10 protein-coding genes and 1 pseudogene are annotated in these 12016 nt (G+C 58.8%); 5 read left to right on the forward strand and 6 right to left on the reverse strand.

Translation table 11 applies throughout. The features are described 5' to 3' along the window. The first annotated feature begins 52 nt into the window (after positions 1 to 52). Complete coding sequence (locus HG264_RS03495) at positions 53 to 1843, forward strand: DUF4153 domain-containing protein (RefSeq protein ID WP_169406349.1); 1791 nt, start codon at positions 53 to 55, stop codon at positions 1841 to 1843. Here the strand turns inward: HG264_RS03495 and HG264_RS18770 are convergent. Further along, positions 1827 to 2252: a CZB domain-containing protein gene (locus HG264_RS18770; protein ID WP_372240219.1), complete on the reverse strand. Its 426-nt coding sequence runs from the start codon at positions 2250 to 2252 to the stop codon at positions 1827 to 1829. The two genes, HG264_RS03495 and HG264_RS18770, sit on opposite strands and share 17 nt — an antisense overlap. Before the next feature lie 30 nt (positions 2253 to 2282). Beyond that, positions 2283 to 2933, reverse strand: a pseudogene (locus HG264_RS18775) (methyl-accepting chemotaxis protein); the annotation flags it as partial. Between the two features lie 286 nt (positions 2934 to 3219). On the opposite strand from HG264_RS18775, the gene HG264_RS03505 reads away from it, so the two are divergent. The 3 genes from HG264_RS03505 to HG264_RS03515 are packed head-to-tail and all read left to right on the forward strand — an operon-like array spanning position 3220 to position 4762. Next, positions 3220 to 3693, forward strand: a complete 474-nt coding sequence (locus tag HG264_RS03505; RefSeq protein ID WP_169406351.1) for a hypothetical protein — start codon at positions 3220 to 3222, stop codon at positions 3691 to 3693. A 30-nt stretch (positions 3694 to 3723) separates the two neighbouring features. Further along, positions 3724 to 4479, forward strand: coding sequence for a hypothetical protein (locus HG264_RS03510; RefSeq protein ID WP_169406352.1), 756 nt, complete (start codon positions 3724 to 3726; stop codon positions 4477 to 4479). Beyond that, positions 4472 to 4762, forward strand: a complete 291-nt coding sequence (locus HG264_RS03515) for a hypothetical protein (protein WP_169406353.1) — start codon at positions 4472 to 4474, stop codon at positions 4760 to 4762. Before HG264_RS03510 ends, HG264_RS03515 begins: the two co-directional genes overlap by 8 nt. A 22-nt stretch (positions 4763 to 4784) precedes the next feature. Here the strand turns inward: HG264_RS03515 and zapE are convergent, their stop codons facing one another. From zapE to HG264_RS03535, 4 genes are all read right to left on the reverse strand, one after another. Continuing rightward, positions 4785 to 5930 (reverse strand): cell division protein ZapE, encoded by a 1146-nt coding sequence (gene zapE / locus HG264_RS03520; protein ID WP_169406354.1) that lies wholly within the window; start codon positions 5928 to 5930, stop codon positions 4785 to 4787. A 59-nt stretch (positions 5931 to 5989) separates the two neighbouring features. After that, the gene (locus HG264_RS03525; RefSeq protein WP_169406355.1) at positions 5990 to 6733 is read right to left on the reverse strand and encodes a S9 family peptidase; all 744 of its coding nucleotides are present in this window, start codon (positions 6731 to 6733) and stop codon (positions 5990 to 5992) included. After that, on the reverse strand, positions 6723 to 7823 hold the full coding sequence (locus HG264_RS03530; protein ID WP_169406356.1) for a DUF3182 family protein: 1101 nt from the start codon (positions 7821 to 7823) through the stop codon (positions 6723 to 6725). The genes HG264_RS03525 and HG264_RS03530 overlap by 11 nt, the downstream gene beginning before the upstream one ends. A gap of 242 nt (positions 7824 to 8065) precedes the next feature. After that, positions 8066 to 10525: a membrane-bound PQQ-dependent dehydrogenase, glucose/quinate/shikimate family gene (locus HG264_RS03535; protein WP_218573039.1), complete on the reverse strand. Its 2460-nt coding sequence runs from the start codon at positions 10523 to 10525 to the stop codon at positions 8066 to 8068. A gap of 555 nt (positions 10526 to 11080) precedes the next feature. On the opposite strand from HG264_RS03535, the gene HG264_RS03540 reads away from it, so the two are divergent. After that, positions 11081 to 11989, forward strand: a complete 909-nt coding sequence (locus tag HG264_RS03540; RefSeq protein WP_169406357.1) for a DMT family transporter — start codon at positions 11081 to 11083, stop codon at positions 11987 to 11989. Positions 11990 to 12016 lie beyond the last annotated feature (27 nt).

Genomic DNA, 12016 nt, shown 5'->3' on the forward strand with positions numbered 1-12016 from the left:
ACGCCTTGCGTAGTATCCTCGCCGGTGTCGCTAGATGATCCCAGGGAAGACCATGGCTACAACAGCAGAAACGCATCTGGATACCGGTACGCGCTATGGCCTCATCGCTCTGGCTATCGCCCAGGGTTATGCCCTGTACTTCCTTCACCTTGCGATTGAAGATGAGTTCTGGCCGGTCACCGAGCTGCCCTGGCTCAAGGCGCTCTATGCGGTCGCGATAGGCCTGCCGGTTTTTTTCTATCTGGGTGTGGAGCGGATAAAGGATCGGCGGAATCTTGTTGCGGGTGTGGGGCTGGCTGTACTGCTGTTCGGTCTGGGTTGGCATCTGGGTTGGGTCGAGGAGGGCGCAAGCACTTCGAGCCGGCATCGCCATCCGTTTACACCGGCCTTCGTTGTCTCGGTTAGCGTCGCGTTTTTCATACTGGCTATGCTGTTCAGAACCTGGGCCACAGATGACAGCCGGGGTTTCAGTTACGAAAGGATGCTGTACCTTTCATGGCAGCAGGCACTCACCATCGCTCAGTTGGGTTTGTTTGTCGGAGCCTTCTGGTTGTTGCTGCTTTTGTGGGGAGGTCTGTTCTCTGCCATAGGCATCGGTTTTTTCAAGGCTCTTTTCGACAGCATCGCTTTTATTTATCCGGTTACCTGGCTGGTAATGGGGCTCGGATTAGTTCTTATCCGCGAGCGCATTCGATTTATCGCCACCGTTCAACACATGTGCGAGGCGCTGATCAAAGCGCTGCTCCCACTGGTTGCCGGTATCATTTTGCTGTTCCTGGCGGCGTTGCCCATTACTGGCGTGCAGCCGGTATGGGACACCGGTAGCGCCGCGACGCTGTTGATGCTGCTTACTCTGGTGCTCTTGTTTGCCTTCAATGCGGTTCTGGTGAGCGGCGAGCACAATTATCGCCCGTCGCTGCGCTACTTCATTCTCGTTGCGGTTGCGGCGCTGCCGGTCAGTTCGCTGCTTGCTGCCTGGGCGCTGTGGTTGCGGATAGACCAGTATGGCCTGACCCTTGACCGACTCTGGGCCGCCGTCATTCTGCTACTGATCAGCGGCTTCAGCTTCAGCTATACCATTTCGATCATCTGGCGCCGGGACGGGGCGTTTGCGCTTATCCGCGCGGCCAATCGGTGGCTGGCCATTTTCGTCATTGGCGTGCTGCTGTTAGTCAATTCGCCCTTGGCCGACCTACGCAAATGGACTGCTGAAAGTCAGGCTGATCGACTTCTTGATGGACGCAGCGACCACTCCGAGTTCGATTATGCGCATTTGCGCTTCGACCTGGGTACCTACGGTATCCGCGCGCTGGAGCGGATTGAAAACAGCGAGCTGGCGCGCACTCATCCGGAAGTGGCTCGCCGTGTCAGCGCAGTCCGCAAGCAGGAGCAACGCTGGAGCCTGGAACCGGAGGTTGACCTCACCGATATGAAGGCCGTCGCGTCAATGCTGCACTCGGCTCACCCTCTGCCCGAAGAATTGTTGGCCGAAATTGCCCGGCTGCAAAAAGAGTGCATGAAAAGCGATGCGCAGTGCATGGCTATGCGCCCCGATCTTGCTTCCGGGCAGGTCCGCGAAATTGATTGGCTGGTGTTCAGAACAGGTCGGTACGTTACCGGATCAGCCTATAGCTTAGTGGACGGCCGATGGCAGCAGGTCGGCACCGTCAGCACCACTTGCAACGGGCGGACCGAGCGACCGGAGCAACTGATTCGTCTTGATGGGCCGTTTCTGGCCTACCGTAGTAACGACTGTTATTACACGGTGACGCCTACGATTGCAGCGCTGGAGAAGCTGGCGGGTCTGAAGAAGCGAGCTGAACCGGTTAGCCGCCAGCCTTAGCGTGATCCGTGGCGGTTATCAAGCGACGCATGCGTTCCATGACGTCCAGGTTATTGCGTTCCATCTCCTCCATGGCGGTGATTGCTTCTTCGTATTGACCTCTCCAATACGCGTCCAATGCCGCTTGAGCCTTGCGATGAACCGCGCGATGCGGCGCTTCAATGGCATTGAAATCACCGTCGAGACGAAACAGTCGGCTGCCTTCGCCCTGGTAATACCATTGGCCTAACCGGCACTCCGTCTCATCCGGTATGTCAGCCGAGGTCCGGTCTGATTGTCCGGATAGAACCTGATAGACCGTCAATTTGATTTCAAGCTCTTCAAGATTGGCTAACTCGATCTCGGCGAGAAAGGCGGCCTGTTCCAACGTCGCCGAGGACACCTGGGCCAGCTCAAGCAAGCCGTCCATTCGCGCCCGGGATGCTTCCGCGGAAGTACTGAGCTGCTCGGTTGTGCGTGCATTAGTCTGGCTTTGCTGCGTGGCATCGGTAACTCGATGGCGGATACGCTCTACCACGCCAGCTATGTCAGCCGACGATTGGTCAGTGCGCGCGGCGAGGGCACGCACCTCTTCAGCGACAACGCTGAAGCCACGCCCATGTTCGCCTGCCCGCGCTGCTTCGATACTCGCATTGAGTGCGAGAAGATTTGTCTGGTCGGCAACCGAGCGAATCAATTCAACCTGACGGTTGATAATCAACGCCTCTTTGTTGAGATTCTGCATTCCATCAGCCGTATCGTTCATCTGCTGATTGATTCCCGCCAGGCTGGCAATCAGCTCCAGCATCGCTCGGGCACTACTCGACGATTCGGTGGCAATCTGCTGCGAATCAGCACGCCGTGAATCGAGCAGACTGCTCAGACCCGCAAAGGAATCGCGCAGTGAGGACAGTGAATCGCCGAAACGTGACAACCCCGACATGACTCGCTGATTGATCCGCTGCTCATGCTGTAACTGTTCCAGCTCGGCCTCGAGATTCACATTGCGTTGTTCCAGCTCTTCTATCTTTTGTTGTGCTTGCCGTAGCAATTGCTGCTCAGCCGCAACTTTTCCTTTCAGGCGCTGGAGCTTTTTTCCTTGGAACCACATGTCTGAACCTCTGCGCGACAGCTCGGCGGGAAGCCGCTGCTAGTGAAATGATGGGACGATCGGGGCGAGGGTACCGCTTTGAACACCGACAGGAGAATAACGCTGAAGGGGTACCGGCCACCCGAAACCGGGCTTAGCGGTATCTAACCAGCGAACCAGCTCCCATTCCTGGGTAAGCGGGCTTGGCCTGCAGGCGTCGCGGTTGCAGAATCCCGTCGTGGCCAGGGTAGCCTGGCGTCAATGCATGGGCGAAGGACGGCTCAAGATAAAGGGAAGGGAATTCATAGTGGACCGAGCACGAAAAGCCATCAGGCTCAGGGATCTACCCGCCGAGATTCGCTTGCAGACATCCAGGCCGACCACCACCTGGATCAGTTTGATCAGCTGCGCCGGCGTGGCATTGATGATCCTCGGTGTGATCTCATTGTTCCTCGGTCCGGATCGCACCTATTACACCGAAGCGCACGGCTTCGATTTCGTGCAGTTCTTTCAGGTTTTTCCAGGTCGTTTGCTGTGTATCGGCATTGTTTTGACGGGAGCCGGATCCGCGCTGGATCACCAGGTTATAACCGCATACCGCAACGCGCTGCAGGATGAACTGGACGCTGCAATAGATATCGCCGAAGAGGCCATCCCCGAGGGATTTGTACTGGCAGTCGCGCAGAAGTCCGAACATCTCTATCGAATATCCCTGATCCGTCAGGAAACACCTGTCGCCGTTCAGCCAGTTCAGCAGCCGGTGCCGGCGGGTGAGCACTAGCGGATGGCATTGTGCACCACACCTGTCCGAATGACTGCGCTACGCAGGGTGTTGGCTGATAGCGGGCGGATGCTCACCTTCCGCCAGCCCCGCGGTATGGTTCGCGATCAGTGGTTGGGGTATTTCGCTTTCGGCCTGGGCGTTACGCTACTGACCGGTATCGGCCGCTATTGGAACAACCCGCGCGCCGAGCTCTGGCAACAGCTTGGTGTGGGTTCGCTGCTATATGTCGCGACGCTCGCAGTGCTGCTGCGTTTACTGCTTCTGCCGTTCCGTCCGCGAAACGGCTCTCTCCCCGAGCTACTGCTGTTCCTCATGATGACCGCGCCTCCTGGCCTGCTGTTTCTGGTGCCGGTGGAAGCGTTCCTGTCACTGCGTAATGCCCAGTTCGTTAATGCCAGTCTGCTCGGGTTCGTCACGCTATGGCGTGTCGCATTGCTGGTCTGGTTCATGCGGCGTGTCGTCGCGTTGTCCGGTCTGGCGATGATCGTTACATGTCTGGCGCTGCTGGTTTTCATTGCCGGAACCCTGACGTTGCTGAACCCCGAGCACGTAGCGGTCGGGTTACTCAGTGGTATCCGAACGGACCAGCAATCACCCAACGACATGAGCTACTCACTTCTTACATTGTTGTCGTTTAGCTCATTATTCGTCGTGCCTTATCTGCTGGTCGGCTATGCCTGGGCCTGGTATCGCTATACCCGGTCCACTTCGATCGTGCAGCCAGTACGCATAGGCGCTGACAGCAGGACTGTCCATACTAAAACAAGGAGGCAACATGCGTGATCACAGGAAACAGGCCCGGCCTCGTCTGGTAGCCGGCACCGCAACGCGTGCTTCGTTGCCATCGGTCTCCGATTGGGATGGCTATGGTTGCGCGGACGCCATGTACGAGGCTGAGGCCCGAAAACACGCTCGTTACGCCGTATTACGAGGCAAAACCCGCATGTCGGCGGCTATTACGGATGTGATAGGTGAGGAGCGCGCACGCCGTTTGATTACCGAAGCAATGGAAGAACTCCATGCCTTTGAAGCAAGCGCTGAGGGCTTCTTTGGTTATAACACCTGATTTGCCGCCTCCCCGGAAACCGTCAATCGGCTCTGGTGTGGTCGGCACCGAAACGTTCGCGTTGCATTTCCTGAAGGCGGCTGAGGGTTCGGCGAAAGGCAAAGGTGAGATGGCCTTCGGTATACAGCTCGGATAAGGGAACTGCGGCTTCGATATACAACGGGATGCGTCGGTCATAGCATTCATCGACCAAACCAATGAAGCGCCGCACGCTGTCGTCATGAATCGAAAGCCTGGGTAGCTCCCGATCACCCGCGATCACCCGACTAACACCGTCTTCAGTCCCCCGAGCGATCCGTGCAGGTCGCTGCGCGGCGCTGAGACAAGGAACACCGCTGAGCAGTATCGCCTCGAATCTATCGCACAGACCGATGAAATCAAGTGTCGACAGGGCTTGTCGACATAGCGCATCGAAACTGAACCAGGCGACCGACGGAGTATGCTTGAGCACAGGCACTTCGCGGTGACCCAGCTGTAAAGAGCCTGCGCTCGCCGGTGCGTCGCTGCTCAGCTGGTTGAAAATGTTGTGAAGGGGACCGGTGCTTGTCCCGTTGACGACCCAGTATCGCTGGTGCTCATGGCCAGCGCGCAAGCGGTGGTCAACCCCGCCGTCCACGCTTACCACGTGCATGTGTTGGTTAAGGGCAGCGATAGCCGGAAGGAACCGCTCGCGGTTGAACCCATCGGCGTACAGCTGATCGGGCGGCTGGTTGGACGTCGCTACCAGCACGACCCCGCGATCAAATACGAGCTGAAACAGGTTGCCTAGCAATATTGCATCGCCGATGTCGTTGACGAACAACTCGTCAAAACACAGCACTCGCACCTCACGGGCCAGTTCATCGGCAAGCGCATGCAGCGGATTGGCTGTGCCGTTCAGCTGAAACAGCCGCTGGTGTACCCAACTCATGAATCGATGAAAGTGCTGGCGTCGCGCCGGAACGGTCAGCCCTTGATGGAACGCGTCCATCAGCCAGGTCTTGCCACGCCCGACCGGGCCCCAGAGATAAACACCGGATACTGCCGTTGCATGGCTGGAATGTAGCGCCTGATGACAGTCGTCCAGCAATTGAACGGCTTGTTGTTGTGCAAGATCGATCTCGAAACCTTGCTGCCGAACGGCTCGCTGATAGGCGACCGACGGGGGGAGGGGAGCGTGCTGAGTCATTCGCCAATGGTGCCCGAATCCCGGCCGATCGGCCAGTCTCGCTGGCCGCCCGGCGATGCTCAGATACCGACGCGAGCCCCTATGACCATCTCACTGACCCAGCGCGTGAGAATCTTGGTATAGACCTGCTGACATCCTTCGTGGCTGAGCCCGTGATCCGCCCCGTCGATAATCCGGTGGGTCAAGGAGTGAGCGCCGACGAAGGAAGAGCGGTAGCTCATGATGGTCGCATGGGGCACGCGGTCATCGTATTGCGATTCCACTATCAATACGTCCCCTTCGAACCCGGCGCAGGCCGCCAGGGCCCGGTTATCTTCGGGGGTCAGGCGGCCGTGCCGATAATCCATCAATTTGACCTTGTCCAACGCTTGCTTGGGCGTCGTCCATTCATCGTCCCAATACAATGCCGGCACTCTGAGCGCGAGCCATTTGACCGGGCGCAGAGTGGTCAGAAATGCCGCCAGATAGCCGCCGTAACTGGTGCCGATGACTGCGATACAGGAGGGATCGACAGCCGGATGCTCGGACAGTTGGTCATAGGCGGCGAGCAGGTCCGCCAGGTTGTGCTCCCGGGTGACTGTTTCCTTTTGTACCTGCGTTGCAACATGGCCACGCATATCGAACGTAAGGCACACACAGCCCAGACCAGCGATGCCCTTGGCGCGCTCAAGGTCGCGCGCCTGACTCCCGCCCCAGCCGTGCACAAAGAGAATGCCAGGCATTTTCGATTCCGGCGCCATGAAGGTGCCGGCTATGTGTTGATCCTCAACCAGGATATCGATGGGGTCCTTGTTAGCTGTCATGGTTGGCCTTTACGCATTTGGTCAGGTAGCCGACTTCGCTGTCTTCACCGCTGTATACCACCGTCGCGTCAGCGGGGAGTTCAGCGTCTTTACCGTAGATCTCCAGCGTCGAGGTTTGCACTTGCGCGAGTGAGTGATCGGCGTTCAACATTTCGATCGCCAGGACCTCGGCGCTGCTCGCTCCGCCGATACGCCAGGATTGCTCCAATACACCGGTTACGCGTTCACCACGTTGATTGGTTCCTTCGGCGACATCGTAGTTACGGCGGGACAGAACAATCCCCGGCAGACTTTCCAGTGCGGCGCGTTCATATTGCTGTGCACGCTCCACAGCAAGCTTGAAAGAGTGCGAGAGGCCGAGCTTCTGCAGCTCGGGATAATCCCCTCGGACCACACGTAGATCCGAACCGCCATATACCAACTGGCCGGTATTGTCGCGGGTTAGCCGCTGCGTTCCGCAGTAGCTTCCCACTACGCCGCAGAGTCTTACCTGGCCTACGCTATACGTTATGACGTCGGTGAGGTTTTCTTCCAGAACCAGGCCCCATATCGCCAGTTCCGTCTCATTGATCTGATCCATGAAGTCTTGGAGTTCGGTCAGGCTGGTTATTACGCTTTGGCCTTTTCCCGCCCGCGCCAGGACCGGTTTGAGCCGTATTGGCCCGGCGCGGAGCATCTCTGCTCCCGCAGCAAGCGCATCCTTTATGCAGAATGCGCTATAGCCTGGCAGCACTGCATCTGCGGCGATGGAATGGAAGCGATCTGTCCAGCCTTCGGGTTGATATGTCGCGGAATGGTGTAGCGGGTGGGATATCGCTTTGGTGCCCATGAATGGCTGCGCCACCAGGCCACCAAAAAAATCGTTTTCGTCGCGAATGGCCAGTTTCTCATAGTTCGAGACGCCGACCAGCGTGTCCGAAGGAACGAAATAGGGTGGGGCGTCTGAAGATGCTGTGTCGGCGAAAATGCCCTGGTAGGGCAGGCCCAATAGCCGTGCGATCCTGGTCCCCAGGGCCTGGAATGTTTGTCGTTCATGCTCGGGTGTAGCTGTGCTCGAGAACAACAGAGCGACACCGGATTTACTGGACATGTTGGCTACTCCTCCGGCAGGGCTGTTACAGCCAATGTTAAATCGATTAGCCTCGAAACCTTACCGCAGCCACTGCTGCCCTGTGAGAGAACGGGGCCCCACGCTGCTTCGTTCACGCTGGTGCTAGTGACGTGATAAGCCTCAATGACAATCTCTCAATGTTGCGGCTGCGCATATCTGCAGCCGCACATGAAAGGCTAGGCCAAGTATGGGTCTTGGGCCAGCGGCGGTATCGTTAATATTTATTGCGGAAGGGTGAACACCACGACGCTGTCTCCGATGGGAGTGCCGAGGCGTGCATCTCCTCCGGAGGCAATGGCGACGTATTGCCGCCCCGCATGTATATAGGTGATGGGGCTCGCCTGTGCGCCAGCCGGCAAACGACCGTCCCAGAGCAAATCACCGGTACGTGTATCGAAGGCGCGCAGATAATTGTCCTGCGCGGCGGCAATGAAAGTCAGGCCGCTGCGGGTGTTCACTGCGCCGCCGACATTCGGTGTGCCGATACGCAATTTCATGCGGGTAGCAATGCCCAGCGGGCCTGCATCTTCAGCGGTACCGAGCGGTTGGCTCCAGAGCAGCTCTCCGGTACGCATGTCGGTTGCCGAGAGAAAGCCCCATGGCGGTGCCAGGCAAGGTACTCCAAGCGGAGATAGCCACATGGTGTTGTCGACACCAAACGGGGCGCCGGCTTGTGGCGCAATGTCCTGATCCGGGCGCGCACCACCGCTGCCCACCGGTGGGTCCAGCACCTCGAGGCGCGGATACAGCTTCACCCGGTCCGGTAGTCGATTGCTGCTGGTGATCAGAATCTGCTGTTCCGGATTGACCGATAACCCGCCCCAGGTCAGTCCGCCAAGGCTACCCGGAAATACCAGGGTGCCGTCGCCCTGATCCGTAGGCGGCGTGTATATTCCTTCGTAACGCATGCGCTTGAACTGGATGCGGCAAAATAATGCGTCCAGCGGGGTAAGTCCGAACAGGTGTTCTTCGGCAATCAGCTCGGGCTCGCGCCCCGGTGCGCCGGCAAAGTTGGGTAGACCCGTAGAATATTGCTGGGTTGGTGAGGTCCAGTCGCCCTCGACGGTTCTTTCAGGCGTGGCGCGGTCTTCAAGGGGTGTAAGGGGTTCGCCAGTGCGCGCGTCGAGTACGTAGATCGAACCGCTCTTGGTTCCTTGTAGCAGCACGCGCCGCCACTGTCCGTCAATTTCCATGTCGGTCAAGGTTGGTTGCGCACCCAGATCGTAATTCCACAGGTCATGGTCCACGGTCCGGAAATGCCAGCGGGTGTCGCCGGTAGCAGCATCCACAGCAACCACCGAGGCTGTGTATTCTTCTTCCTCTGCGCTGCGGTCGCCGCCCCAATGGTCATTTGCCGGGCTGCCGGTAGCCAGGTAAACCAGGCCCAGTTGTTCGTCCGCCGAGATCACGGTCCAGACATTCGGTGTGCCCTGAGGCCAGGTTTCGCCCGGTCCCAGGCGATGCCGCGGCCGATCGACGCGCTTGGCATCCCACGCCCAGACAAGCTCGCCGGTCGTTACGCTATAGGCACGCGTCACCCCTGAAGGCGCATCGCGGCGCTGGTTGTCGCTGACCTGTTGGCCAACTATCACCAGATCCCCGACGACAGCTGGCCCGGACGTGCTCGAGGCGAAACCGATCTCCTGGCTATCAAGTCCTTCACCCAGATCTACCGTACCGCTGTTGCCAAACGTGCGGCACTGCTCACCGGTATGCGCATCGAGGGCAATCAGTCGGCTGTCTGCGGTAGCCAGCAATACGCGCTGTGCGCACTGCCTGGCGTCAGGTTGAGCGCTGGTCGACGCATGATAGGCCACTGCGCGGCAGGCCACGCTCTGCATGGATTCCATGACGTCAGGCGAGACCTGGGGATCGAAGTGCCATTGCTGTTCCCCGGTCGCGGGATCCAGGGCAAAAACCTGGTTGCTGCTCGAGCAGACAAACAGGCTGTTGCCGATCTTGATCGGCGTGTTCTGGAAGGCGTACGCCACCCGCGTGTTGGGTGGCAGGTCGCCGGTGTGGAATTCCCATGCCTGCGTCAGTTGCGCGACATTCTCCGGCGTGATCTGGTCTGCGGTGGAGAATCGTTGCCCGTGGTTGGTCCCCCCGAAGGCACGCCATTCCTCTGGATCAGTTGTCGATTCAATCGCCGTAGCCAGCGGTGCAGCATCGGTAACCACCGCCTGAGGCGGCGTTTTCGGATCGTCCGCTGAGCCGCGAACCAGATACCCGACGCCCGATACAAGGGCAAGCAATAACAAGGGAATGCCCAGAATCATCGCCGCCAACCCGTGGTCCGAACGGCGCGAAGGCTCCCCGCTAATGAACGCAAGCGCCAACACCATCGCCAGCAGCAGGCCGAGATGCAGGCCGGTACGTCCGGCCAGATCGAAGCCCCAGGCGTGCATCCAGGCCTTGAGGTCGATTTCCCATAGGGCCCATAGGACCGTACCAATAGTGACCAGGGCGAAAAGCCCGACGCCTGCGCCATAACGGCCACTGAGCACCCACAGGCACGCGAGGGTGCCTGCCGCGCCGGCAACCGCGTAATAGAAGGAGCCGCCAAGCACTGCCAGCCATATTCCCGGGAGCGCCATCGAAAGGCTGACCAGCAGCGCCAGGAATGCCGCCAGCAATAACATCCATCGCGCGAGAAATGGACCGGGCTTGCGTTGCATCATTAATACCTCAGGCTTTATCCATGTGCTGCTAAGGAAACGCTGAACAATTCCTAGCATTCTCCGCGTGACCTGAAGCGTGCAGATGCCAGGCGTGCTTCGCAGTTAACGGCCGTAGCCCTTAACAAGAAGTACAACGCAGCAGGTGCATGCTTCAGGCCGCGCCCTTCGGGGCTTTCAGGCTGGCCCGCACTCGTCGTTGCGGTTTCTCGACAGGCCCCGGCATGCCTTCAAAACCGCGCCTCGATTGCGAACCAGCCTGAAAGCCAGAGAGCGCAAGGAATTATTCAGCGCTTCCTAAGACTCGATAGGTCGAGCTCCCTGTCGACACAGTCAGGTACTCAAAAATTCATAACGATGCTCAATGTTTTGACGCAGGTGGCATTTTGCAATGCTTGCATCGCAGCATAGCTGATGGGTGCGCATTTGCGGCGCGCCCGTGCCGGGGCCATCCGCGCCTGGCCTGAGTATTGCGAAGAACGATCGCAGCTCCATTCTTGTCGAAGCGATGCAGGCTCGCGCATAGCTGCGGTAAACACGATGGCTAATGGAGAAGACATGAACGAGGTGGCAGAGCGCGATATCCAGTCAAGACGGGCCGGCATTCATGCTTTGGGGTGTCTGTTGCTGGTGGGAAGTTTTCTGGCTCTGTCGCTGGTTATTGCCAAGTTGGCAGATGAATCTGGCGCCCCCCGCCTGAGCTTTCTGATGACGGCCCTGATCGCTGCCGCGTTGATCCTTTCCGGGCTCACTGCAGCACGCGGCCAACCCATGCCGGTTAACCGGCGTACCCTCGAATATGCCGTGGTGTCGGGCATCCTGTTTGCAATACCCAATGCTGTTTCCTTTCTCTCCGTACGCCATGTAGGCGCCGGCTTTGTAGCGCTGAGCCTGGCGTTTCCGGTGCTTGTGACCTGGCTACTGGCCGTCACGTTGCGCATGGAGCAGTTGCGCATGCTCCGTCTCGCTGGGGTCTTGCTTGGCCTGGCTGGCGGGGTAGTGCTGGCGCTATCCAAAGGCAGCGATGCGGAGGGGGCGTATGGCTGGGCAGCCTTGGTAATGCTGATGCCGGTGGTGTTGGCCTTCGGCAATATTTACCGCACCTGGCGTTGGCCGCAGAACGCTGCGCCGGTTTTCCTCGCGGCCGTGATGATGCTCGGTGGTGCGCTGGCCCTTTCACCCTTCGCGCTGACCCTTGAAGCCGGTCGCCTGAGCGAGTTGTTCGGTTCGGCGCGGGTTGTGATGCTGTTGCTGGCGGAAACAGCGGTATTCGCGGTGGTGTATTTCTTCTTCTTCGTCCTGCAGCGAATCGCAGGCCCCGTTTACCTCAGCCAGATTGGCCTGGTGGCTGCGCTGGTAGGCACGCTGATTGCCATTCTGCTGCTCGGCGAGGGCCTGCCTCCCAACTTCGGCGTGGCGGGCATCCTGATTATCCTCGGCACTATTATTTTTCACCGTGCGGCTTAGCTGATGTCGATTTCGCGGTTTCTGGTG

It is taken from the genome of Pseudomonas sp. gcc21 (assembly GCF_012844345.1).
Lineage (GTDB): Bacteria > Pseudomonadota > Gammaproteobacteria > Pseudomonadales > Pseudomonadaceae > Halopseudomonas.